Source organism: Synechococcus sp. H55.9 (assembly GCF_047462355.1).
Classification (GTDB): domain Bacteria; phylum Cyanobacteriota; class Cyanobacteriia; order Thermostichales; family Thermostichaceae; genus Thermostichus.
In genome coordinates, this window is record NZ_JANSJB010000018.1 from 1 (window position 1) to 23,107 (window position 23,107).

Here is a 23,107-nt window from a genome sequence, read left to right on the forward strand (position 1 = left end):
TGAGCGGGGTCAGAAGACTCACATCCCAAGCGATCCCCGATTTGAAACGTGAGTTGAAACAAGCGGTTAATCAGATCGAATTGTTCGGGGTTCATAATTTCAGAATTCCCAACTTGCGGGTGTGGGGTGAGCATCAGAATTGACAGGTGCGACGGCTGCGCTCCAGCTCCGGCTCGATCCAAGAGAGGGCAAAGTGGCTCACACAAGGCAACTGCGGAAAGCGGCGGGCCAGGGATCCCATCTGGATTTCCAAGCTGGGGCGTTTTCGATGCGCTTGTCCCCATAGGCCGGCGATGGCCGGGCAGACAAAGGTTTGGGGAGAGGCCACAGCCAGGATTTGCCCCACCTGCTGCACCACACAGGAGCCATCCTCGCACTTGGCATAGGCCATCGGGTGCCACTCCATGTTTGGATCAAAACGATCCCAAGGCTGGAGACGGGCGTCGAACCCTTCTCCCACCGCCTGGTTGCCCTCGGGGAAAAAGACGGCCCCGGTCGGGATCCCAAGGCTTTGGGCCGGTTGGGCAGCTTGCCGCAGGTAATCGAGGATCCCATAGCGGGCAAACTCAACGCTGAGCTGCCAGAGCTGCTCTTGCCAGCGCTCCTGTCGGAGAGCGGCGCTAGGGGTAGGGGTGGGATCCGGCGGCGCTGCTTTTGGACGGGGAGCCGCCAAATTCTCTAAATCCCTATTCCCTGAATCACCTTCTGAATCGGCATGGGTGGAATGCCAATTCTCGCCTGCTTTGCTTTGGGCCATCCCGTCCCCTAGTTCTGGAGAAAGCGGCCGCTCCCTGCTTGCGCTGGGCTTGGGATCCCCTGGCTGGCGCCAGCGGGGCTCTTCGGCATAGGTGGCATCCAGATGGAGAACATCTGCCACAGTAATATAGCCCTGGCTGAGGTAACGCTCCAGCAAGGCTCGGCCCGCCGGGTTTTCTGCCAAATCCAGGTAGGCTTGCCGGGCTGCCTCCCCATGGATCCACAGATCCTGGACGGTGGCTGCCAGGCTGGATCCCCCAGAGCCGCGGGGATAGCGAATGTAGTCGAAGAGGATCCCATCCGGCTGCCGCTGCAGGATGCGGCGGATCAGCTCGGCAAAATCCCGTCGCGCCACGGGATGAAAGGGATCCACAAACACCTCATCCGGGCTGCCCAAATCTTCTGCAAGGGCTGTCGCTGGATCCAAGACGGTGGTGAGGCCACGGCCGTTGCGGGCCAAGACTGCCTGGCGATCTGGGAGAAGCCCGTAGCTGTAGCCGAAATTGAGGGAAAACACCCAGGCATAGGCCGATAACCCCCGCCGTCGCGCCGCCTTGAGAGCCAGATCCAACAAATCGGCATTGGGCTGCAGGCTGGGCCAGATCCCGCCCGCCCCATCGGGCAGAATGGAGCGGCCATCGTAAAACGTCTCGATAAAAACGCGGTTATAGCCCAGGTTCACCACCTGGTCAAACACCTGATCCAGTACGCCTGGATTGGCATCACAGGGATGCAAGCGCACCCAAATGGCCTGAATCTGCGGCCAACGGCGGCTGCGGCAGGCAATCAAGGCAGCGCGATGTTCGGCTAAAACTTGGGTGTATTCGGCCCAAGCGGCCTCTGATTGGGTGGCCCGCTGGCGCAGTTGAGCCTTGCGCGCCACTTCCTCAGGGGGTTGCCGGCAGAAGGCATCGAGCTGAAGAGCAGACAGGGATCCTGTCTGTTCCCCGCTGCCCTGAAACCTGGGATCGGAGTCAGGAAAAAGGGAATGGCCAAACCTCGGGAATTGGGCCTGGGCGGCAATTCCGGATCCCAGCCACATCAGTGCGCCGAGCACACCTGCAAGCCATTTCCGCTGCTGCCTTGGCAACCTCAACACCCTTAACCCAACCGAGGATTGCTGTAGCCCTATCTCCCCCTAGAGATCGGCAGGCCCGAGGCAATTGTTCCCGCCCCCAGCCAATTGCGCTCAACTTTGAGAGGAGAGCTAGAGCTTGGGATCCCTTGCCCTATCCGCCTCAATCTGGGCCAACTGCTGCCGGGCCGCCTGCCGCATCACCTCCACCGGCACAGGCTTGCCCCCCAGCCAGAGGGAGAGGGCCTTGGCCCCCTGGTGGATCAGCATCTCCAGGCCACTGATGGGGGTGTGGCCTAACGCTGCGGCCATACGCAGCAGGGGAGTGGGATCCGGTACATAGATGAGATCGTAGACAACGGCGCCGGCGGGCAGAAGGCGCAGTTGCTCCCGGCTGAGGGGAGACAGCTCAGCAGGGGATCCCGGCTTGTACATGCCCACGGGGGTGGTGTTGACCACAAGGGAAGTCTTGGGCAAGTGGCGCTCCAGCTCGGCCCAGCTCAGCGTTTCCACCTGGGGCCAGGTCTGTTGCAAAGCCCGTAACTTCTCAGGGGATCGCCCGGCCACCCGTACTGGCCCCAACTCCAACTCCAAACAGCCCTGGATGGCCGCCCGCGCCGCCCCGCCACAGCCCAGGATTAGGGTGGGGATCCCTTTTTCCAAGCCCAGCAAAGGCTGAACAAAGCCGTCGATATCGGTGTTGGTGCCGCCCCAGCCTCCCTCCGGCAAGGCGTAGACCGTGTTTACTGCTCCCACCTTTGCCGCCCGCGCTTCCACCTGGCTGAGCAAAGGCAGAATCGCCTGCTTGTGGGGAATGGTGACGTTAAACCCCCGCACCCCGATGGCCGCCAGCCCGGCCACCGCCACTGCCAGGCGCTCTGCCGCCACCGGAAAGGGCACGTAGCAGTAGTCTTCTCCCATGGCCGCCAAGGCAGCGTTGTGCATCGCCGGGGATAGGCTGTGGACCACCGGATCCCCGATCAGGCCCAGCAATTGCGTACTTCCCGAAATCCGCCTGTCCACCCCAGCTCCTAAGGGATCCCTGCCCTGTAGCTCCGACTAGTTAGACTCCGACTCCACCCGATCTAAAGTTTGCCGGTAGCGCTGCCGCCAACTGGCCAGGGATTCTTCCGAAATGTGGTCGATTAAATTGCTCATCTCGCCCAGGATCTGGTAGACGCGGTCAAAGCTTTGGCGGGTGCGCTCTTCTTGATCTGGCTGGCGCACCTGCACCAGGTACAGGCTCATCTTGATGGTTTGCAACCGGTTTTTGCCCAGATCCTCCAGCATTTCCCGAATTTGCCCGATCGCCTCCTGCCGCACCCGGCGTTGCCGCCGCCGCAACAGCCAGAACAGGATGCCGTGGATAACTCCCACCACGGTGGCGCTGACCGCCGTTGCCGTCGCCGCGGAAAGAGCGCTGCGGCTGGCCACCCAGCCGCTGAGTAGGATTACGCCTATCCCCACCGCCGTCAGGATCAGCTCGATGTTGTTGAGAAACCACCTTCTTGCTGGCTTCCAGATGGCGGATTGGCTCCGACTAGAATTGAACATGGCTGTTCTTCCCACCTCCCACCTGCCTATTCTGCTGCGGCCAACCCACCGCCGGATTCTGGGGATCGGACTTACCGGCGCAGTCGCCATCCTCCGCGGCCCAGTTGACGCTTCAGACGCCGCCGCGGTTTCCGCCGGCGGATCCCCAAGGGCTGCTGAGAGCGGGATCCAGCTTCAAACCGCTCAGCCCTAGGCTCCCGCACCCCTTGGCTGAGATCCTGGTTGTGTTGCCGCAACTCCTCGAGCTGCCTGAGGCGAGTTTCCAGCTCTTGGCGTAGCTCGGCATTCTCTTTTTCTAGATGTTGCAAACGCTTCAGCAGCTCTGAGGACGCCGTCCCGCTACTGCAATCGGAAACCGGGATGGGATGGGGTGCAGTCACCACCGAAGTGTGGACATTTTTGCTGTCTCGCAGGGCTTGGGCAGCCCGTCGCACCAGGGCCACCCCCTTGGGATCGTCCTTATCTGTGAGGGTGGCCGCCCCAAATTGAAGCTGCACCGGCAGCGCTCGCCCATTCACCACAAAGGGATCCTGGATCAACCGCTGGCAGCAGCGCTCGGCGGCAATCTGGGCAGCAGCCAGAGTGCTCCCCGGCAGCACCACAATAAACTGCCCCTCGTCGTAGCAAAAGAGGTCATCCCCCTCTCGCAAGTTGTGGGCCAAGCGATCCGTAAACAGCTTGAGAAGAGCAGCCCGACCGCCGGCCTCTAGGCCTTGCCCCAGAGCACTGAGGTTGGCCAAGCGCAGGACAAACAAACTGAGGGGGTCTGATTGGGCACGGGCTTGGGCCACCCGCAACGGCAAGCGAGTAACCAAATCCTGCCGATTGCCCAAAGCAACCGAGCCAGAAGGAGATGAGACTTGTTTTTGTCCAGTCTGGAGCAGATATTGCTGGCGGCGGCTCTCCACAATGCGCAGCCCTGCCCGCACCCGCGTCAGCAGCTCTGCCGCCTGAAAGGGCTTGGAGAGGAACTCATCGGCTCCGGCTTCTAACGCCCGCTCCATGCTGTCGTTGCCCTCGCGGGCGGTCATGAGGATGTAGTACACCCAAGCATATTCGGGTGATTGCCGTAGCTGCCGGCATAGATCCAGGCCATTTAGATTGGGCATGACCCAGTCGGCGATGATGAGATCTGGGATCCGGCGGCGGATTTGCTCCAGGGCAGACAAGCCATCCAAAGCATAAGAAATACTACAGCCCTGCTTACCCAAAAAGTTGGACAACATCTCTGCCACCATGTAACTGTCATCCACGATCAGCACATGGGCCCGCAAGCTGCTGGCTCCGCCTTTGCTAGCGCCCAAGCCCGCCTGAGGGCCTTCAGACGTACCAGTGGCAGCAGCGTTCTCCAAATTGGGATCCACGGGTAAGCCAAAGCCAGATGACAAGGAAATCCGGGAAAGCAAACTTTCCCGTGTTTTCCATCGTTATTCTAGACGTAGGGATTGGCAGCCACTACCTAACTTTGCCGGGTTATTTTTTTGAGATTTTTGAAGTTTCGCAGTCATTCTAAACGCGAGGAAGATGCTTCTGGGCGTTCCCCGCTACTGCTCCTCACGCCCCCAGGGGGAATCCTCCTCTGCCCCAGGGAGAGGGAAGGCAGGGTTCGCCGTGACTTCATGGCCACCCCAGGAACCTAGAAACGAATCTCGAGCGTGACTTGGGCGCGCACGGCTTGTTGTCCTCCTTCCACCGGTGTGGAAGCTGCTTCTAGGCGGGCATAGTCTGCTTGAGCAGCCAAAGGAACTGGCGGCGCTATGGAGCCCTCGCTGTGAATTTGGATGCCCTCCACAGAATGAATGCTCAGGTTCAAGGCCCTCAACACATCGCTGGCTTGACGTTGGGCATCTTCCACGGCCTGGGTCAGGGCACGGCTGCGCGCCTGCAGCAAGGTGGCCTCATCCGCTCGGAAGCTGACCGATTCCACCTGGGTAGCTCCGGCGGCCACGGCTTCATCCAGCACCTGTCCGGCTCGGGCTATGGGTACTTCAAATTGCAGGCTGTTTTGCCCCTGTACCCCGGTCAGGCGGGGTGGGCTCTGCTGGTAGTCGTATTGCGGATAGAGAGAAATGCCGGTGGTCTGCAGGGCGCTCACCTGCAGCTCTTTGAGGCGGTTCACCAGCCGCTCCGAGCGCTCGGCCACCTGCTGCTGGACCGCTTGGGCCGTCTCCCCTTGGAGCACCACCCCCAGCCGGATTACGGCAATGGAGGTTTCCACCGCAACAGACCCCTGGCCGGTTACCGTCAAAGTTCGGGATCCCTCACCGGGACTGGCCATTGCCCCGCCTCCAGCGATTGCGTTCCAACCCAACAGTGCCAGCGCCAGTACCACGCCCAGCCAGGCCACCCCCTTCAGCCTTTTCCACCCCTTGAGCCTGTCCATTGCTTCCCCCTTTCAGTCGTTAACCCCAGCCTACTCCCACCGTTCCTCTAGCTGATCTGACAAAAGCCCCAGCCACCAGTTCCCTAACCTCACCCAGCCGCTGCGTTCTTGCCCCCCCGGATTGCGTATCCGCACATAAAACACGCGTTGATACTTGGAAGTGCTGCCGGAAAAAGGCCCCAGCCGCCAATACCGCGCCTCCTGGCTCAGAATGGAGTAGCCATGCTTTGCCGCCCACCGCTGCAGCAGCTCCTGGCTGCGTCTTTGTTCCCAGACAAAAATTCCCAGGAACAGGGCAACGGCAACCACTGCCCCCAGCAGGGCCAATGCCAGCTCAGACATAGGGATAGACAGCAAGGCTATTGCCCATCGTATGGGAGTTGCTCCAAGGCTGGGATCCCCGGCTGCAAAAGTTAACCTTTGCCGCCTCAGCCGCTTCCAAAAGAGCGATCTCCGCTCCTGTATGATCGAGTCAGCGTGGTCAAAACTCGATTTGTTGATTGAGTAAATTGATAAGGTCTTTTTGAGAATGGCTGCATCGAAACTGCGACAACTGCTGCACGACCTGGATGTTGAGCTGCAAAAAACCCCTGGCTTGGATGAAAAGCAGCGACAGCACATCGCCACCATTCGCCAAGAGGTGGAAGCGGTGCTGGCCGAGCTGGGATCCCCGAGTGAGAGCAAGCAAAATCAAGGGCGTAGAGATCGCATTGGGGAGGCGCTGGGCCTGTTCGAGACCTCGCATCCCAACCTCACCCTGATCCTGGAGCAAGTGATCGACACGCTGGCAGGGATGGGTTTGTAGTTTATGAGGAGGGCTCACCAGCAAGCTCCTCTGCCTGCTAGCCTTGGTAATGCGTTGAATAGCTCCTGTTTATGACCGGCACTCTCCATCCCACCTCGTTTAACATCACCCGCTCCCAACAGATTTTTGCCCGAGCAAAAGGGCTCATGCCCGGCGGGGTCAGTTCCCCGGTGCGCGCCTTCAAGTCGGTGGGCGGGGATCCCGTCGTGTTTGACCGCGTCTCAGGAGCCTACGCCTGGGATGTGGACGGCAACCAGTACATCGACTACATCGGCAGTTGGGGGCCGGCGATTGTCGGCCACGCCCATCCCGAGGTGATCGAGGCTCTGCACCGAGCTTTGGAGAAAGGCACCAGCTTTGGCGCCCCTTGCGTTTTGGAAAACGAGCTGGCCGAGCGGGTGATCGAGGCGGTGCCCAGCGTGGAGATGGTGCGCTTTGTTAACTCCGGCACCGAAGCTTGCATGGCGGCGCTGCGCCTGATGCGGGCCTACACGGGGCGGGAAAAGGTGATCAAGTTCGAGGGCTGCTACCACGGCCATGCGGACATGTTTTTGGTCAAGGCCGGCTCAGGGGTGGCCACGCTGGGCCTGCCGGATTCGCCAGGGGTACCTAAGGCCGCTACCAGTGCCACGCTGACCGCCCCCTACAACGATCTAGAGGCAGTCAAGGCTCTGTTTGAGCAGCATCCCGACTCCATTGCGGGCGTGATCCTAGAGCCGGTGGTGGGCAATGCCGGCTTCATTCCGCCGCAGCCGGGCTTTTTGGAGGGTTTGCGGGAGCTGACGCAGAAGTATGGCGCCCTGCTGGTGTTTGACGAGGTGATGACCGGCTTTCGCATCAGCTACGGCGGTGTGCAGGCCAAGTTTGGTGTCATCCCCGATTTAACCACCCTGGGCAAGGTAATCGGCGGCGGCCTGCCGGTGGGGGCCTACGGCGGTCGGCGGGAGATTATGGAAATGGTGGCGCCGGCGGGGCCGATGTACCAGGCGGGCACCCTCTCCGGCAACCCGCTGGCCATGACGGCCGGGATCCACACCCTCGATATTTTGCGTCGCCCCGGTACCTATGAGTATCTGGAGCGGATTACCGAGAAGCTGGCGACGGGGCTGCTGCAGATTGCGCAAGAGACCGGGCACGAGATGTGTGGGGGCCATTTGCCCGGCATGTTCGGCTTCTTCTTCACGGCTGGCCCAGTGCGCAACTACGAGGAGGCCAAGCGCTCGGACTTGCAAAAGTTTGCCCGCTTCCACCGCGGCATGCTGGAGCGGGGGGTGTATCTGGCGCCCTCGCAATTCGAGGCCGGCTTCACTTCCTTGGCCCACACCGAAGCCGATGTGGAGAGAACCCTCGAGGCGGCGCGAGAGGTGCTGCGCACGCTCTAGGGTTTTTCTCCCCTCTCCCCTTGGGAGAGGGGTTGGGGGTGAGGGTGATCTGCACTGGGATCATGGCCGAGCACATCCACCGCAACTGGCGCATCACCACCCAAACCACCGACAAGGGGTTCATTTTTTGCTGTCAGCGGCTACGTCAGGATGGCTCGGTGGAGTTTGCCGCCCCAGCCTACGGCTACTTCCACAATGAGGCCGAGGCAATTTTGGCCGGCATGGTCTGGATCGACCGGCAGCAACTGCCGGATCACCTGGATGGCCTGCTCTTCGACAACGAGGAGCCAGAAAGTTAGCTCAGGGCTTTTTCCCCCACCAACTGTTCCCAGCCCAAGCCTTTGAGGGCGGCGTTGCGCCGCAGTGGGCGGGTGACCAGCTCCAGCAGCGCCTGGGTGTTGCCGAAGCCGTGGATCTGGGCAAAGGTAAACTCCACCGACCACTTGGTGGTGACGCCGCGGGCTTCGAGGGGGTTGGCGTGGGCCATGCCCGTGATTACCAGATCCGGCTGCAGGGCTTTGATGCGCTGCAGTTGGTTGTAGTTATCCGGCTTCTCGACAATGGTGGGCTTGGGCACCCCCATCTCCTCGCAGGTGCGCTCCAGGAGGGCCAGCTCGGCGGCCTGGTAGCGCTTGTCGAGGTAAGGGATCCCGATTTCCTGCACCGTCATACCGCAGCGCACCAGGAAGCGGGCCAGGGAGATCTCCAGCAGGTTATCCCCCATGAAGAAGACGCTCTTGCCCCGCAGCAGGCCCAGGTACTCCTGAACCTGGGGGTGACGCCACACTTCCCCTTCCCGCTCTGCCAGGCCTTGAGTCGGGATCCCCAGCTCGCCGGCGATGGCCTCGATCCAGGCGCGGGTGCCATCCGGCCCGATGGGAAAAGGAGCGGTGATGAGCTTGGCCTTTTTGCGGCGCACCAGCGTGGTGGCGGTGCGGCTGAGGAAAGGATTTACCCCCACCACATAGGTGCCCGGCTCGATGGCCGGCAGCTCCTCGTAGCGCTTGGCCGGCAGCCAGCCGGAGACGCGGATCCCGTACTTTTTCAGCTCCAGGGTGAGTTGGGTTACCACCGGATCCGGCACGGAGCCGAAGATCACCAAGGGGGGATGTTTGGGGAAGCCTTCTTCCTCTTTCTTTTTGCCGGGGCGCAGCCCGTAGAAAAGAGCCTGCAGGCCACCCCGCGTCTCCCGCTCTTCTTCCTGCACCTGCTCCGGGCAGCGCTGGGCCATAGAGGCCAAAACCGTGTCTTCCCCCTGGGTAAAGGCGTAGTCGAGGCCATTGGCCCGCGCCACCACAATCGGGATCCCGATCTCCCCTTCCAGCTTCTGGGCTAGGCCCTCTAGATCCATCTTGATGATCTCGGTGGTGCAGGTGCCGATCCAGACGATGACGCTGGGATTGCGATCCCGCTGGATTTGCAGGCACAGCCGCTTCAGCTCCTCGTAGTCGTTGAGCTTGGCGCTGATGTCCCCCTCTTCCAGCTCGGCCATGGCATAGCGCGGCTCGGCAAAGATCATCACCCCCATGGCATTTTGCAAAAAGTAGCCACAGGTTTTGGTGCCGATCACCAAAAAGAAGCTGTCTTCGATTTTGGGGTAGAGCCAAGCCACGCAACTAATCGGGCAGAAGGTGTGGTAGTTGCCGGTCTCGCATTGAAAGTGGAGGGTATTGGAAGCATCCACAGCAGCAGTCATCGTCGGCTCCTAGAAAAGGGTTTGTCAAGCTAGGGGGCGACCAATTGGGGCACGCCCACCAATTTCTCGCTCAGATCCCAGAGCAGCTTGGCCTTGGCCGCATCCCCCGCCTCGTCCGAGACTTCTTGGTTAAAGGGCTTGGCATTTTTCCGTTGCCGGTTGCCCCAGCTCCAGTAGAATCCCGACTGGCGAAACTCCGGATCCGCCACCACCTGGGCCACCCGCTCGCCGGCCAGCTCTTGGGAGACGTAGCCGCCGGTGATGTTTTTCTGAAACCAGGGGAACAGCTTTTGGAAGAGGGGATAGTGATGGCGGAAGAGGGCCGTTTCCGCCACACAGCCCGGGTAGAGGGAGAGAAACGTGATGCCGGTGCTCTCGTGGAAGCGGCGGTGCAGCTCCCGCATGGTGAGGATGTTGCAAACTTTGCTGTCTTTGTAGGCTTTGACGGGATCGAACTTGCCGCCATCGGCCATGCTGATCGGTTCCTTGAAGCCCTGGGCAAAGCCCCGCAGATCCCCCAGGTGGGGTTGGGGTGGGATCTTGCCCCCCAGCTCCTTGGGGTTGTGGGTAACCGTGCCCAGGATCACCAGCCGCCGATCCGGATAGGTGGAGCGCTTCAGATCCTCCAGCATCAGGTGGCAGAGCAGGAAGTGCCCCAGATGGTTGGTGGCCATGGTCAGCTCATAGCCCTCCGGGCTGCGCAAGGGCTGCTTAAGCAAGGGCATGTAGATGGCGGCGTTGCACACCAGGGCATCCAGAGAGCGGCCCGACTGGCGAAATTGTTCGACAAATTGCCGCACACTGGCCAAGCTGGCCAGATCGATCGGCATCAGGGTGTAGCTGGGGATCCCCACCTGCTGAGCCATCCGCTGGCCTTTGTCCAGATCCCGACAGGCCATCACCACGTGCCAGCCCCGCTTGGCCAAAGCCAAAGCTGCGTACAGGCCAACGCCCGAAGAGGCTCCAGTAATCACCACGGTGGGTTGCACTTGTGCTTGCATATCCAACTCCTCTGCCATGTCCTCAAGATGGATCTCCTGCACAATCCATCTTGGGGCGGAAAGCGGGCCAGACAACGAATTGATAAGGTTTGCGACGGTTTTCCGAAACAATTGCTTCACTTTTAGACACACCGGCAAGCTGGCAGGTTTGGGATCCCTTACACCAGCGCCGGCTCCGGTGCCGGGGCGTTGTAAAAGTCCGACAGCAGGGCAAACAGCTCCCGATCCTCAGCAGGCCGGGGCACGATCCCTTCCGGGCGGGCCAGCAGCTCGTCGGCGATGTTCAGGTAGTACTGGCAGACGGGCTCCAGGCTGGGATCCGTCTCTGCCATCTCGAAGAGGGTTTTGCCCTTGACCCGCGAAATGCGAATGTCCTCGACCAGTGGCAGCACCTCGAGCACAGGCATGGGCACTGCCGAGACGTATTGGTCGATGAGATCCCGCTTGCTGGTGCGGTTGCCGATTAGGCCGGCCAGGCGCAGCTTGCGGGTTTTGGCTTTTTCTCGCACCGAGGCGGCAATGCGATTGGCGGCAAACAGGGCGTCAAAGCCGTTGTCAGTAACGATCACACAGTAGTCGGCGTAGTTGAGGGGGGCAGCAAAGCCGCCGCACACCACGTCCCCCAGCACGTCGAAGAGGATGACGTCGTACTCGTCAAAGGCGTTCAGCTCCTTCAGGAGTTTGACGGTTTCTCCCACCACATAGCCGCCACAGCCGGCCCCTGCCGGCGGCCCTCCCGCCTCGACGCAATCTACGCCGCCGTAGCCGCGGTAGATCACATCCTCGGGGTAGATGTCTTCGTAGTGGTAGCCCTTGGCTTCCAGGGTATCGATGATCGTGGGGATGAGAAAACCAGTCAGGGTGAAGGTGCTGTCGTGCTTGGGGTCACAGCCAATTTGCAACACCTTCTTGCCCCGCCGGGCCAAGGCCACCGAGAGGTTGCAACTGGTGGTGGACTTGCCGATCCCACCCTTCCCGTAAACTGCCAACTTCACAGCACGTTCCTCCACAAGCCTGACAAGGGCCATTATCGGCAGCTAACCCACTCCCTGAGAAGTGTTGAGAAGAATTAAGGCAAGCCTAAAACAAGTTAAAGCAATTTCTTAAATCGCCAGACGGACAAATCCTCGCCCAAAAGATTCTTCGAGCCGATTTTTGGCTTTTTTCCAGCTTTTGTTTTTTGTTTTTTCGTAAAAGCAGATCAAAAACAAATCATTCATCTCTCCGTGGCTTTGACAAGCGCTGCTCCCGTCAACTCGCTGGAGACTGCCGGCGGGATCCCTTTTCCCGCTTTGAGGGAGAGTCTCAAGAATGGTCTCAATGGCCAGAGGAGACGCGGAATCCCCAACTTCAAAAGGGATCTCAGGGATCGAAGGCAAAGGCAATCTGCACGGCCCCTGTAGAATCCACCTCAACCCTGCGCAGGAATTCCCGCAGGTAGGCGCGGCGCTCGCTCTCGCTGAGGTCTTGCCAGAAGGGCAGGATGGAGAGAGTTTGGGCGATCTGGAGGAAGTTGGCAGGAGGGAGCTGTTCCAGCTTTTGGGCCAAACGGGCCGTTTCCGCCCGCAGTTGGTAGCAGCGCTGGGCCAGGGAGGGCTCATCCATCAGTCCAGATTGCTGCAGCTCCTCCAGTTGCCGCAGCCGCTCGCTGTTGGCCTGGATCTGGGCTTGGAGCTGTTGGCGGGTTTGGTCCAGGGCCTGCCGATCCAGGTTTTGGGCACGGTGGGGGAGCTGCTCGCAGACCTGGCGGATCACCTCCTGCAGGACTTGGGCGTAGTGGAGGCTGTAGCGACAGGTTTGGCAACGCAGGTAGAGGTAGGAGGAGCCGTTCCTCTTGGCCTTGCCGGGGGTGGTTTGCACGATGCGCAGAAGGCTGCCACAGGTACGGCAATGGACTAGGCCGGCCAGGGCGCGGGGGGCGCTGGCGCTGCGGCGTGGGATCCTTTGGTTGCGTTTGAGCCAGCGATCGATCTGGGCCGCTTCCGTGCGGCTGAGGAGGGCGGGGTGGGTATCGCGCAGAACGGTGCCGTCGGCATAGGCCAGATCCCCGCGATAGACCGGGTTGAGCAGCCAGTTGCGCCCCGTGGCCACCGAAATGCGCTTGTGGTGTTTTTCTTCCAAAAAGCGCACCGCTTGGCGCAGGGATCCGTAGAGAAGAAAGTGCTGGAAAAAATCCTGAACAACAGGGGCCTGGCGGCGCTCCAGCACATAGCGCTCCCCCTCGCGGCGATAGCCAAAGGGAGCCGGGCCGGGGGGAGGTTTGCCCGCCAGACGGTTGCGGGCTTGGCTGTGGCAGAGGCGGCGGCTTTGCAATTGATGGGGGATCTCGGCCAGCAGCGGGATCCAGTCGGCAGCCTCGCTGGGGGTGTGCAAGCCGGATTGGGTCGCCAGGCTCAGTTGGATCCCCGCCTGTTGGATCTGCAACAGCCGTTGGTGGACTTCCTCCGCCCGCTCCCCCAGATCCGCCAGGCGCAGCAGCAGCACCCGCTGCACCGATCCAGCAGCGATGTCCTGCAACAGCTCCTCCAGATAAGTTCGGGATCCCCAATCGTGCAGGATGGGATCGGCTCCTTGTGCCTTCAGCCAGGCCAACTCCTGCTCCGGCAAGGGGGCGTGGGCAGGTGTGTAGAGGTAGCCGTAAACGCTCATGGACAAGCAACCAAGCTGTGGTCACCGCTGCCGCGCCCGAGCGGAATCGAGCACCTGGCGAATGCTGCCCTGGGCCTGCTGCAATTGCCGACGGGCCTCCTGAACAGAGCACCCCATCAAGGTCACAAGGATCGCCGTTTTGACTTCTCCATCACAAGTCTGCAGCACTTGGGCAGCCGTGGTGGGATCCAGATCGCAAGCCAGGGCTACAATTCGCTCCGCCCGCTGTTTGAGCTTGGCGTTGCCGGCCTGCAGATCTACCATTAGGTTGCCATAGGTCTTGCCCAGGCGGATCATCACTCCGGTGGAGAGGGTGTTCAACACCAGCTTTTGGGCTGTGCCGGCTTTCATGCGGGTGGATCCGAGGATCACCTCCGGCCCCACCAAAGGGGCGATGGCAATCTCCACCTGCTCGGTCAGGGGGGAAGGACGGTTGCAGGCCAGGCCAATCGTGAGCGCCCCAATGCTTCTGGCGGCTTGGATCCCACCCAGCACATAGGGGGTACGACCGCTGGCGGCAATTCCCACAACACTATCTTGAGCTTGGAGATGGAGACTCTCCAGAGCGCGGGCAGCGGCTTCGGCGTCGTCCTCTGCGCCCTCTACCGCCTGGGTCAGAGCCCTTTCCCCCCCGGCGATCAAAGCCACCACCTGTGTGGGGGCAGTGCCGAAGGTGGGCGGGCATTCAGCCGCATCCAATACTCCCAGGCGCCCCGAAGTTCCCGCCCCAATATAGATCAGCCGCCCGCCACGCCCCATCCGCTCGGCAATGGCATCGATGGCTTGGGCGATCGGCTCTGCTTGGTCAGCCACCGCTGCCGGCACCCGCCGATCTTCGGCGTTGATCCGTCTCACCAGTTCCAAGGTGCTGAGGCGGTCAATCTCGGCTGTGGCCAGGTTGGGGCTTTCGGTCAGGGATCCCGGATCCCAGGAGAAATAGGAGGAGGGCATAGCAGCGGCTGTTCAGGTGAGAGGGATCTGTCTTCGCCGGTTCTGGGTTTTGTCCTCTTGGATTCTATCGGTGGCGAGGCGCGGGGTTGAGCCTCTTTCCCTCAGCTCAATGCTAGAGTGAACCCAGCCGAGAAACTGCACGTTCCCGGATCCCTATGCCAAAAGTGCCTGTGCTGAAGCCGGATCAGGCTTACACCTTCAGCAGCTATTTTGATCTTCCCTTTGAACCGGAAGATGTGTTGGCCGAGTTTGGCTATACCTTTACACGACGAAAGATTACCTGGCCAACTCTGGAACGACTGCCCAATGGCGCAGACTTGAGACTCAGCCTAGAGCAGCTTTTACCCTACATTAGCTTAAAAAGTGAAGCAGCTCGTCGAGAAATCCTGATTGCCCCACTTTTACTGAAGGTAGTACAGTATACCCAAGCGCAAATGCGGATCGAATATGCAATTCAAGTCAGCGAGAAGCTTAAAGGTACCCTGGACTACTATCTCTATACAGACCGCTCTTTGCTGGTTGTCGAGGCCAAAAAAGCCGACCTTACTCAAGGCTTAACCCAATTATCTGTAGAGATGATTGCCCTGGATCAGTGGCTCGGCGACGGCCAAGCTGTCCTTACGGGAGCCATCACCTCTGGGGAGCTGTGGCAATTCGCCCTGCTGGATAGACCAAACAAAGGTATCTACCTGGATCCCTATACTTACCCCTATCCCGACGAAGTAGACCGGATCTTATCGATCTGTATAGCTGCGCTGAAATCTGCGGATTTGGAGCGCAGTATTCCCTAGATTTAGATTCGACTTGGAACTTTCGGCTCAGGATCATCAGAAAATTAAACTTATGTCAGCGTTTCAACTGGTTTCTCCTTATCAACCCATGGGGGATCAACCCAAGGCGATTGCCGGCTTGGTGAAGTCAATTTCAGAGGGCCATCGCTTTCAAACCCTGCTGGGGGCCACCGGAACCGGTAAAACGTTTACCGTTGCCCACACCATCCAGCAGGTCGGCAGGCCCACCTTGGTGATGGCCCATAACAAAACGCTGGCGGCGCAACTGTGCAACGAGCTCAGGGAGCTTTTTCCTTACAACGCCGTCGAATATTTTATTAGCTATTATGACTATTATCAACCGGAAGCCTATGTGCCCAGCACCGATACTTACATCGCCAAATCTTCTTCCATCAACGATGAGATCGACATGTTGCGGCACTCCGCCACCCGCTCTTTATTTGAACGGCGAGATGTTATTGTCGTCGCTTCTGTAAGCTGCATCTACGGCTTGGGCATGCCGGAGGAATACCTGAAGGCCTCCATCCCTCTCAAAGTCGGCCAGGAGATCAACCAACGGGAGATCTTGCGGGAGCTGGCCGGCATCCAGTACGAGCGCAACGATTTGGAGCTGGCACGGGGACGATTTCGCGTCAAAGGCGATGTGCTGGAAATTGTGCCGGCGTATGAAGATCGGGTGATCCGCATTGAATTTTTTGGCGATGAGATCGAGGCCATTCGCCTGATTGATCCGGTTACAGGTGAGATTTTGACCAGCCTCAGCGCCCTCAGAGTTTACCCGGCTCGCCACTTTGTGACACCAGAAGAACAATTGGAGCGGGCAATCCTCGACATTGAGCAGGAGCTGGAGAAGCAACTGGCCCTTTTCCGCAAAGAGGGCAAGCTATTGGAAGCCCAACGGCTAGAACAGCGCACCCGCTACGACCTGGAGATGCTGCGGGAGGTGGGCTATTGCAACGGCATCGAAAACTACTCCCGGCACTTGACGGGGCGCAAAGAAGGGGAGCCGCCTGCCTGTTTGGTGGATTATTTCAAGGCCAACGATTGGCTCCTGGTGGTGGACGAATCCCACGTTACCGTGCCCCAAATTCGCGGCATGTACAACGGCGACCGTGCCCGCAAACAGGTGCTGGTGGATCACGGCTTTCGCCTGCCCAGTGCCCTCGACAATCGCCCCCTCAAAGCCGAGGAGTTTTGGGCCAAAGTCCACCAGTGCATCTTCGTTTCCGCCACGCCCGGCAACTGGGAACTGGAGCAGAGCGGAGCCCAATTTCAAACCCTGGTGGAAGATGGCAAGGCCATAAAGTTTTATCTGCCGGGCAGCGGTCGGGTTGTGGAGCAAGTCATCCGGCCCACGGGGGTGGTGGATCCTGAAGTGCATGTGCGCCCCACGGCTGGGCAAGTGGACGATTTGCTGGCAGAAATTTATCTGCGATTGGAGCGCTCCCAGCGGGGGCCTGCCGAACGGGTGATCGTGACCACTCTCACCAAACGCATGGCCGAAGATCTCACCGAATACCTTCAGGAACGCGGGATCCGGGTTCGCTATTTGCATTCCGAGATTAGCTCAATTGAGCGAATTGAAATTTTGCAAGATTTTCGCGAAGGAGCCTTTGACGTACTGGTGGGGGTTAATCTGTTGCGGGAAGGGTTAGACTTGCCGGAAGTCTCCTTGGTGGCCATTTTGGATGCGGATAAAGAGGGATTTTTGCGGGCGGAGCGATCCCTGATTCAGATGATCGGGCGAGCAGCGCGCAATGTCCGTGGCACGGTGGTGATGTACGCCGATACCCTGACCGGCAGCATGGCCCGGGCCATCGCCGAAACCCAGCGCCGCCGCGAAATTCAACTGCAATACAACCGCCAACACAACATCACCCCTAAGCCCATTGTCAAGAAAAACAGCAACGCCATCTTGTCTTTTTTGGCCATCTCCCGCAAACTCAGCGACCAAGATCTGGAAAAGGCCTTTCAAGCTACAGACGAGATCCCTCTGTCGGAGATCCCGGAGCTGATCGGCCAACTGGAACTCAAGATGAAAGCAGCCGCCAAAAACCTGGAATTTGAAGAAGCTGCGCAACTGCGAGACCAAATTAAAAAGCTGCGCCAACGCCTTTTGGGCCACCATCAGAGCACTTAAAGTCCTCACTTGGGTTGGCCAAAATCGGGATTTGCTTGTGCCACCATAGGCTTACAGCAGCATCCTAGGGATCCCCGAGACAATGGGCGTTCGTGTCCAACGAGCCATTCGAGACTCTGTCCTGCTGAAGGGAGCGGCCCTGGCGATGGGGCTGATAGCTGGGATCGGCCTCTGGCTCCTGCCTGCTCCGGTCTCCAAGGCTGCTGGGATCCCGGTGGCTCAGGCCCTTGAATTTCGGGATCCCGGCTTTTTCCAAACCGGCCCCACCCCTGCCGAAGTGCCAACTCCTGAGGGATCCCCCTCCCCGACCCCTAGCCCAACTGGGATCCCCTTTACCGGCCAAGAGGGCACAGAAGTCTTGGTGGGGAACATCCCGGTGTTTCGCCTGCAGACGGCAGAGTACCCCAGCGATGTGCGGGCCGACAACGTGCGGGCGATCATTGAGCGCTTTCTGGCGGAGGGCCAGTTGCCGCAGCCGGAGGTGCGGGTGGACCAGGATGCCAACGGGCAATACATCTTACGTCTGGGAGAAAGGGGCCGCTTTGAGGCCACCCAGCGGTATCTGTTTACCGTCACCTATGCCGATGCCGCCGCCGAGCGCAGGGTGCCGCTGGGCCAGGTGGGCCTCAACGACGTGCGCCTGGTGGCCAACACTTGGGCGCGACGGCTGGAACAAGCCATTGCCGAGTACCGGCAGGATCGGCTGGATCTGCAGCGGGCGCAGGATCCGCGCGTGCTGGCTCTCACCATCCTGGCCGGTCTGGCCACATTGGCGCTGGGGTTCTTTCTCTGGCGGCTGTTCGACCGCAGCCTAGTTCGCCTGCAGAGGTGGCTGGAGCTCCAGGCCGGCCCGGCCTGGGGAACCTGGATCGACATTGGGGGAGTGCTCCTGCGAGGCGTGGGGGCAATTCTCATTGCCGGCATCTCCCTGGATCGCGGCATCAGCTTCATACCCGCCCTGCGACCGTTTCAGCGCGCTTTTTACCTGGGCTTGGGGCGGGTGGTGGCCACGGCGTTGGGCGTCCTCACCCAACCGCTGCCCAATTCCAGCGTCTCCATTGCCAGCTTACTGGTCTTCTTTGTGCTGGCCGTTTTGGTCTTCACCGTTGCCCACTACGTCAGCGTTGGCTTTAAGCAGCGGTTTCTGAGCCGGCTGGGACTGGATCTGGGCACCCAGGAGTCTACAACGGCCATCTTCAAGTACATCCTCACGCTGTTCGGGATCCTCTTGGTCTTGCCCTTCAGCGGCCTGAATCTGGGATCCCTGGCGGTGATTGCCGGGGCGGTGGGTTTGGGGATCGGCTTTGGCCTGCAAAACCTCTCCAACAACTACATCAGCTACATCGCTATTTTGCTGGAGCGCCCCATCCAAATCGGGGATCTGGTGGAAGTGGACAACCTGCTCGGCACCGTGGAGCGCATCGGCCCGCGGGCCACTGTCCTGCGCACTTTGGATCGCATCTTTGTGATTGTGCCCAACTCCCGCTTCACCGAGTCAAAGGTGGTGAACTGGAGCTACCGGGATCCCCGCTGTCGCATTCACATTCCCGTCGGCGTGGCCTATGGCTCCGATACGGCCCTGGTTACCGAAGCTCTGCTCAGCGCTGCCAAAGAAAATGCTCGGGTGTTGAGCAGCCCCGCCCCCCAAGTCTGGCTCAAGTCTTTTGGCCCCTCTTCCCTCAACTTTGAGCTGCTGGTGTGGATCAACCGTCCCCAGGATCAATTTGTCTTGATCAGCGAGCTGAACTTCGCCATCGAGGCCGAGTTTCGGCGGCGTGGGATCCGCATTCCTTTCCCGCAGCAGGATATTCACATTCGCAGCCTGGAGGGACTTGTCAGCCTCAATGGCGGCTCCCGTTCCCTGCCCGATGCCGCTTCCATCCAGTCCGCCCTCAGCGAAGCGGCAAAATCGCTGGAAGACCAAAACGGCGTTTCCTGAGCTATCCCTATCGACACCATGCTGCGACGGTTAGATGAGGCACTGGGTAGCTTTGGCAGCCATCCGTGTTGGGCTGAACTGAAGCAAATGCAGCTCCTAAGGCAGCTTTGGCCGGAAGTGGTGGGAGAGGCGGTAGCAGCGCAAACCCATCCCCTCAACGTGCGCCGCCAGGTGCTGCAGGTAGCCACCTCTACCCCGTCCTGGGCGCAAAACTTAACCTTACAACGCCAACTCATTCTCAGAAAACTCAACAGCCGCCTGCATCCCCCCCTCAGCGACATTCGCTTTAGCCCCGGCGCTTGGCACGAGGGATCCAACCCGGTCGCTCCCCACCCTGATGCGGAGTTGACCAGCAAGTTTTATGGCCCCCCCCGCCTCGCTGCCCAAGATGGACAACGCCCTCGATCTTGCCGCAACGCTCCCCCCAAACAGCCCATCTCGGATCCGAAAGTGGCTTTCGAGCGCTGGGCGAGAGTGGTCAAACAACGGCAGACCCAGCAAAACCTACTCCCTTGCCCCACCTGTGGCTGCCCTACCCCTGCCGCCGAACTGGAGCGTTGGTTTGTCTGCGGGTTTTGCCATCGCCAGTCCTTGCGCCTGCGCAGCTAACTCAGAGAACTCAAATTAGGGCTGTTTCCAACGGCAACGAAACGACTCGTTAGGCCGATCCCCAGCTCCCCTCTCCCTCTGGGAGAGGGGCTGGGGGTGAGGGCAACTCCCTCTGGGAGAGGGGCCGGGGGTGGTCGCGTGAGCGGCGCGGAGCGCTTGGGCACCTCTGGGAGAGGGGCTGGGGGTGAGGGCAGCGGCCCAGATTCTCCAACTAAGGCAACTGCGAACCCTCAATCGTTCATGGCATGGTAGGTGGCCACCGCCGACGGCGATACGCGGTTCAAGTAACGGAAGATCCAGTACTTAAAGAGCGTATCCAGAAAAACGGGAAAAGTGGCAATAAAGCCGTAGATGAAATTGCGGTTTTCGGGCAGGCCCAGGTGGGCAGCTAAGCTACCCAGAAGCACCTCCCAACCGTGGGGTGAGTGATAACCCACAAAGACATCGGTAAAAAGAATAATAATGAAAGCCTTAGCACTGTCACTGAGGCCATAGATCAGGCGATCCAAAAAAGACTTAAGAACCTCAATTTCTTCGCGCCCGATAAAGATCAGCCAACCAAATACCGCCAGCGATAGCAAGTCGGCAAAGACGTTCTTCAGGCCTTCCAAATTCTTGCGACCGTATTTTTGCAGCAACTCCTCGGCCTTCCTGGACAGTTGGTCTTCTGATTCTAGGTTGGGCTCTGAAGATTGGTGGTGTAAAGCCTGCTCAAACTCTATTTTTTCCTTGAAAAACTCAAACTCGGAGAGAGCTTTCTCTTGAAATTCGTAGCTTAGGGCTACGAGGGTGGGTTCCTGCGGCTGCAGGCGATCCACCAACGGTCCGAACAGGAATTGTTTCGAGAAAATCTGGACAAGCAGCGGCAAAATGGCCAACAACAACAAAAACCGAACTGAGACCAGCGTGCGCGTGCGAGACTCACGGTACTCCTCGATCAGCTCCTCTTCTGCTTGCGAACTCAGCTCACGGCGGATCTGGTTGGCCGTGCGCAGAATAGAGCGGGGCAAGATGGCGGCTTTAGAGGCAGCCGGAGCAGCGCTGCTGTCGGCGTTGGTCTTAACAGGACTCGGCTTGGCAGGCTCTTCAGAAGCAGGGGGACGGGTTGAGATCAGTGGTTCAGGCTGGTGGGGAAGCTTGGGTGGGGCGGCAGGGCGCTTGTATCGCGAGGTCACCTGATCGATAAACTCCAGCTTTTCCAAAATCGAGGGATCCGGACTTTGCCGGCCATTTGCAGCATCTTGGTCCTTGTTCTCGGAAGAGCCGACCTCGGCAGCGGGATCTTTTTGAGCGCTTGGATCTTTGCCGGGATCTTTATCGGCAGAGAAGCGAGGGCCACTGCCATTTTGCGCGGGATCCGGCAGGCGAGAAAAGACGCTGCTGGCCCTGAACTCCGCTAAACTAAGATCGATCTGGCGCAATTCCTGGCGCAATTGGATCTGAAAGTAGCGGCTGGTGTTTTGGCCGTGGGTTCCGTTGTTGCCGATGGGCTCTCCCTGAAAGTAGCGGTCTTCGATGGCTTTAATGCGCAGGGCAGCATCATAAGCTCGATCAAGGGAACGTAGGGGAGTATTCGAGATCCAGTGCCCAATTCTGCTCAATATGGATTCCCCCATTGCTTCTTTCCTGCGGTGCTTCTTTGTGGGGCCGATCCACCCAGTTCATTGATAGCCAACTATTGTAACAATCTCCAGGGGGGCGGGGTGACCCACCTTCTGGAAACTTGAGGGCCATTGGCGTTGCCTCAGGATCCCTTGAAGCGCTTGAGGGCAAAAGCGCAGATCTGCAGCAGCCGCAGCCCATCCCGCACGTGTTGGATGTTGGAGCGGCCATAGGTTCTGGGAAAATAGCGCACGGGGATGTCCAGGATCTTGAGGGTGCGCTTGGCCGCCCCCAGCAACAGGTCGAAATCCCCAAACGGGTCAAAATCCCCCCACTCTTGCCGCAGCTTGACAATCTGCCAATAGTCCTCTCGCCACAGGGCCTTGGTGCCGCAGAGGGAATCTTTGATGCGGATGCCGAGAATGTGGGAGAGGAGAGCGGCAAAAAAACGATTGGCCCACTGGTTAAGGCGCGGCATTGCTTCTGGTTTCAGGGGATAGACCAGGCGGCAGCCGTTGGCAAAGTCGCACCGCCCAGAGGCCACCGCCCGGAAAAACTTGGGGAGGTCTTCCGCCTGGACGGTCAAGTCGGCGTCGAGAATGATCAGTACATCGCCACTGGCTGCGGCAAACCCCTTGCGCACTGCATCTCCCTTGCCCTTGCCCTCTTGCTGGAGAGCTTGGATAGTGCGGATCCCCTGGTATTCGGCCTGAACCCGCTGGATCTCGGCCCAAGTGTCGTCGCTGGAATGCCCCTCCACAAAAATGATCTCAGTTCGGGATCCCATCTCGGGCAACTGCTCCACACAGCGGCGGATGTTGCCCGCCTCGTTGCGGGCCGGGATCACCACCGTGCAAGAAGGTTGCTCCTCAGGGGGGGGATCCCAGGCGGGATCGGGCTGGAGGCGGGCAATCGTATATTCGGTCAGGCAGAGGGCGTTGATCCCAGGCAAGGGGGCAATGAAGTGGTTGATCAACGTCGAGAGCAATGGGATCCGCCGCGGCAGCAACAGCCGCTTGCCCTGCTGAATGACCTCGTACCCCGCCAGGTGCAGCAGATTGGCCACATCACCAGCCGAGAGCCAGTTGGCTGCCGGCAGAGGCATGCGCTGCTTGAGGACAGTCGCCAGGCCCAGCAGCGGCTCCCAGAGGGGGTTGTGGTGGGAGAGGATCAGCCGGGTACGCGGCGTACAAAAACGGCGCAACTGCTGGAGAACCTGCTGAATATCGGCCAGGTAGCCCAGGGTATTGACGAGCAAAATAACATCAAAAGGCCCCGCCAAGACCGGATCCCTTTCGTCTAGCCGGTGGGCATCCTGCACCCGGAAGTGGAGATGGGGAAACTGAAACTGAGCTTGGGCAACGATCTCCGCGTCCCAGTCGATCCCCACGCCAAAACCGGGCTGCAAAGCATTGAGCAGGGATCCGGTGCCGGAGCCGATTTCGAGAATGCGCAGTCCTGGAGGAACGAAGAAGCGGTGCAGCCGCTCTAGATCCTCGTGGTAGTAGCGGTTTTTTTGCCGCCAGTAGTGCAGAGGGTGGGTCAACGCTCCCAGGATGTCGCCAGATCAGCTTTTGATCATAAGGGGTTGTGAGCGATCCGCAGACAAGCCCTGGCGAGGGGGAGACTCAGCGACGACGCACCCTATCTCTTTGGCTGACGAAGACGATGGCGCCGAAGAGAAGCCCTAGCACCACTGCGCCGTACACCAAGCTCCAGAGAAAGTTAGCAAGTGAGGGAGTCATAAAAAGAGTTTCCTCCTCCTGCGACTATC

General features: G+C 59.7%; 21 protein-coding genes. 7 read left to right on the forward strand and 14 right to left on the reverse strand.

The window, feature by feature from the left end; all coding sequences use genetic code 11:
• Window positions 1-133: 133 nt before the first annotated feature.
• The 6 genes from NW857_RS04140 to NW857_RS04165 all read right to left on the reverse strand — a co-directional run bounded on the left by NW857_RS04140 (window position 134) and on the right by NW857_RS04165 (window position 6,110).
• Entirely contained in the window at window positions 134-1,813 is a 1,680-nt protein-coding gene (locus NW857_RS04140; protein WP_414368029.1) for a hypothetical protein, read from the reverse strand.
• A gap of 150 nt (window positions 1,814-1,963) precedes the next feature.
• The gene (locus NW857_RS04145; protein ID WP_414368031.1) at window positions 1,964-2,854 is read right to left on the reverse strand and encodes a shikimate dehydrogenase; all 891 of its coding nucleotides are present in this window, start codon (window positions 2,852-2,854) and stop codon (window positions 1,964-1,966) included.
• Between the two features lie 36 nt (window positions 2,855-2,890).
• Entirely contained in the window at window positions 2,891-3,385 is a 495-nt protein-coding gene (locus tag NW857_RS04150; RefSeq protein WP_414348767.1) for a hypothetical protein, read from the reverse strand.
• A 71-nt stretch (window positions 3,386-3,456) separates the two neighbouring features.
• Complete coding sequence (locus NW857_RS04155; RefSeq protein WP_414368033.1) at window positions 3,457-4,689, reverse strand: response regulator; 1,233 nt, start codon at window positions 4,687-4,689, stop codon at window positions 3,457-3,459.
• A 332-nt stretch (window positions 4,690-5,021) separates the two neighbouring features.
• Window positions 5,022-5,663, reverse strand: coding sequence for an SIMPL domain-containing protein (locus NW857_RS04160; RefSeq protein WP_414337404.1), 642 nt, complete (start codon window positions 5,661-5,663; stop codon window positions 5,022-5,024).
• A 135-nt stretch (window positions 5,664-5,798) separates the two neighbouring features.
• Window positions 5,799-6,110, reverse strand: coding sequence for a hypothetical protein (locus tag NW857_RS04165; protein ID WP_414333673.1), 312 nt, complete (start codon window positions 6,108-6,110; stop codon window positions 5,799-5,801).
• A 187-nt stretch (window positions 6,111-6,297) separates the two neighbouring features.
• Between NW857_RS04165 and NW857_RS04170 the strand changes: the two genes are divergently transcribed.
• The 3 genes from NW857_RS04170 to NW857_RS04180 all read left to right on the forward strand — a co-directional run bounded on the left by NW857_RS04170 (window position 6,298) and on the right by NW857_RS04180 (window position 8,254).
• Window positions 6,298-6,573 carry a DUF4404 family protein gene (locus NW857_RS04170; RefSeq protein ID WP_414333675.1) on the forward strand — a complete coding sequence of 92 codons (276 nt, stop codon included), beginning with the start codon at window positions 6,298-6,300 and terminating at the stop codon, window positions 6,571-6,573.
• A 71-nt stretch (window positions 6,574-6,644) separates the two neighbouring features.
• Window positions 6,645-7,955, forward strand: a complete 1,311-nt coding sequence (hemL, locus tag NW857_RS04175) for a glutamate-1-semialdehyde 2,1-aminomutase (RefSeq protein WP_414333676.1) — start codon at window positions 6,645-6,647, stop codon at window positions 7,953-7,955.
• Between the two features lie 62 nt (window positions 7,956-8,017).
• Complete coding sequence (locus NW857_RS04180) at window positions 8,018-8,254, forward strand: hypothetical protein (protein ID WP_414333678.1); 237 nt, start codon at window positions 8,018-8,020, stop codon at window positions 8,252-8,254.
• Here NW857_RS04180 and NW857_RS04185 read toward each other — a convergent pair.
• From NW857_RS04185 to murQ, 5 genes are all read right to left on the reverse strand, one after another.
• Window positions 8,251-9,651, reverse strand: coding sequence for a ferredoxin:protochlorophyllide reductase (ATP-dependent) subunit N (locus NW857_RS04185; RefSeq protein WP_414333679.1), 1,401 nt, complete (start codon window positions 9,649-9,651; stop codon window positions 8,251-8,253). The two genes, NW857_RS04180 and NW857_RS04185, sit on opposite strands and share 4 nt — an antisense overlap.
• Before the next feature lie 29 nt (window positions 9,652-9,680).
• A complete protein-coding gene (locus NW857_RS04190) occupies window positions 9,681-10,652 on the reverse strand; it encodes a protochlorophyllide reductase (RefSeq protein WP_414337484.1) in 972 nt (323 codons plus the stop codon).
• Window positions 10,653-10,810: 158 nt separating this feature from the next.
• Complete coding sequence (gene bchL / locus NW857_RS04195) at window positions 10,811-11,647, reverse strand: ferredoxin:protochlorophyllide reductase (ATP-dependent) iron-sulfur ATP-binding protein (RefSeq protein WP_414368035.1); 837 nt, start codon at window positions 11,645-11,647, stop codon at window positions 10,811-10,813.
• A 367-nt stretch (window positions 11,648-12,014) separates the two neighbouring features.
• Window positions 12,015-13,301, reverse strand: coding sequence for a recombinase family protein (locus NW857_RS04200; protein ID WP_414368038.1), 1,287 nt, complete (start codon window positions 13,299-13,301; stop codon window positions 12,015-12,017).
• Between the two features lie 21 nt (window positions 13,302-13,322).
• A complete protein-coding gene (murQ, locus tag NW857_RS04205) occupies window positions 13,323-14,252 on the reverse strand; it encodes an N-acetylmuramic acid 6-phosphate etherase (protein ID WP_414333685.1) in 930 nt (309 codons plus the stop codon).
• A 155-nt stretch (window positions 14,253-14,407) separates the two neighbouring features.
• On the opposite strand from murQ, the gene NW857_RS04210 reads away from it, so the two are divergent.
• The 4 genes from NW857_RS04210 to NW857_RS04225 all read left to right on the forward strand — a co-directional run bounded on the left by NW857_RS04210 (window position 14,408) and on the right by NW857_RS04225 (window position 19,731).
• Window positions 14,408-15,043 (forward strand): hypothetical protein, encoded by a 636-nt coding sequence (locus tag NW857_RS04210; protein WP_414333687.1) that lies wholly within the window; start codon window positions 14,408-14,410, stop codon window positions 15,041-15,043.
• Between the two features lie 52 nt (window positions 15,044-15,095).
• Window positions 15,096-17,183 (forward strand): excinuclease ABC subunit UvrB, encoded by a 2,088-nt coding sequence (gene uvrB, locus NW857_RS04215; RefSeq protein WP_414333689.1) that lies wholly within the window; start codon window positions 15,096-15,098, stop codon window positions 17,181-17,183.
• Window positions 17,184-17,265: 82 nt separating this feature from the next.
• Window positions 17,266-19,122: a mechanosensitive ion channel family protein gene (locus NW857_RS04220; RefSeq protein WP_414337400.1), complete on the forward strand. Its 1,857-nt coding sequence runs from the start codon at window positions 17,266-17,268 to the stop codon at window positions 19,120-19,122.
• A gap of 87 nt (window positions 19,123-19,209) precedes the next feature.
• Window positions 19,210-19,731 (forward strand): DciA family protein, encoded by a 522-nt coding sequence (locus NW857_RS04225; protein ID WP_414352253.1) that lies wholly within the window; start codon window positions 19,210-19,212, stop codon window positions 19,729-19,731.
• A 230-nt stretch (window positions 19,732-19,961) separates the two neighbouring features.
• Here NW857_RS04225 and pxcA read toward each other — a convergent pair whose 3' ends face one another.
• The 3 genes from pxcA to NW857_RS04240 form a co-directional block, all read right to left on the reverse strand.
• Window positions 19,962-21,347 carry a proton extrusion protein PcxA gene (gene pxcA, locus NW857_RS04230; RefSeq protein ID WP_414333693.1) on the reverse strand — a complete coding sequence of 462 codons (1,386 nt, stop codon included), beginning with the start codon at window positions 21,345-21,347 and terminating at the stop codon, window positions 19,962-19,964.
• A 128-nt stretch (window positions 21,348-21,475) separates the two neighbouring features.
• Window positions 21,476-22,879, reverse strand: coding sequence for a glycosyltransferase (locus NW857_RS04235; protein WP_414333694.1), 1,404 nt, complete (start codon window positions 22,877-22,879; stop codon window positions 21,476-21,478).
• Window positions 22,880-22,961: 82 nt separating this feature from the next.
• The gene (locus NW857_RS04240; protein WP_011431389.1) at window positions 22,962-23,078 is read right to left on the reverse strand and encodes a photosystem II reaction center X protein; all 117 of its coding nucleotides are present in this window, start codon (window positions 23,076-23,078) and stop codon (window positions 22,962-22,964) included.
• Between the last annotated feature and the right edge of the window lie 29 nt (window positions 23,079-23,107).

Excerpts from the sequence above, each read along its gene's own strand:
- NW857_RS04150 (WP_414348767.1), bottom strand. The coding sequence starts at position 3,385 with ATGTTCAATTCTAGTCGGAGCCAATCCGCCATCTGGAAGCCAGCAAGA.
- NW857_RS04160 (WP_414337404.1), bottom strand. The coding sequence starts at position 5,663 with ATGGCCAGTCCCGGTGAGGGATCCCGAACTTTGACGGTAACCGGCCAG.
- NW857_RS04165 (WP_414333673.1), bottom strand. The coding sequence starts at position 6,110 with ATGTCTGAGCTGGCATTGGCCCTGCTGGGGGCAGTGGTTGCCGTTGCC.
- NW857_RS04170 (WP_414333675.1), top strand. The coding sequence starts at position 6,298 with ATGGCTGCATCGAAACTGCGACAACTGCTGCACGACCTGGATGTTGAG.
- hemL (WP_414333676.1), top strand. The coding sequence starts at position 6,645 with ATGACCGGCACTCTCCATCCCACCTCGTTTAACATCACCCGCTCCCAA.
- NW857_RS04180 (WP_414333678.1), top strand. The coding sequence starts at position 8,018 with ATGGCCGAGCACATCCACCGCAACTGGCGCATCACCACCCAAACCACC.
- NW857_RS04185 (WP_414333679.1), bottom strand. The coding sequence starts at position 9,651 with ATGACTGCTGCTGTGGATGCTTCCAATACCCTCCACTTTCAATGCGAG.
- NW857_RS04190 (WP_414337484.1), bottom strand. The coding sequence starts at position 10,652 with ATGCAAGCACAAGTGCAACCCACCGTGGTGATTACTGGAGCCTCTTCG.
- NW857_RS04200 (WP_414368038.1), bottom strand. The coding sequence starts at position 13,301 with ATGAGCGTTTACGGCTACCTCTACACACCTGCCCACGCCCCCTTGCCG.
- murQ (WP_414333685.1), bottom strand. The coding sequence starts at position 14,252 with ATGCCCTCCTCCTATTTCTCCTGGGATCCGGGATCCCTGACCGAAAGC.
- NW857_RS04210 (WP_414333687.1), top strand. The coding sequence starts at position 14,408 with ATGCCAAAAGTGCCTGTGCTGAAGCCGGATCAGGCTTACACCTTCAGC.
- uvrB (WP_414333689.1), top strand. The coding sequence starts at position 15,096 with ATGTCAGCGTTTCAACTGGTTTCTCCTTATCAACCCATGGGGGATCAA.
- NW857_RS04220 (WP_414337400.1), top strand. The coding sequence starts at position 17,266 with ATGGGCGTTCGTGTCCAACGAGCCATTCGAGACTCTGTCCTGCTGAAG.
- NW857_RS04225 (WP_414352253.1), top strand. The coding sequence starts at position 19,210 with ATGCAGCTCCTAAGGCAGCTTTGGCCGGAAGTGGTGGGAGAGGCGGTA.
- pxcA (WP_414333693.1), bottom strand. The coding sequence starts at position 21,347 with ATGGGGGAATCCATATTGAGCAGAATTGGGCACTGGATCTCGAATACT.
- NW857_RS04240 (WP_011431389.1), bottom strand. The coding sequence starts at position 23,078 with ATGACTCCCTCACTTGCTAACTTTCTCTGGAGCTTGGTGTACGGCGCA.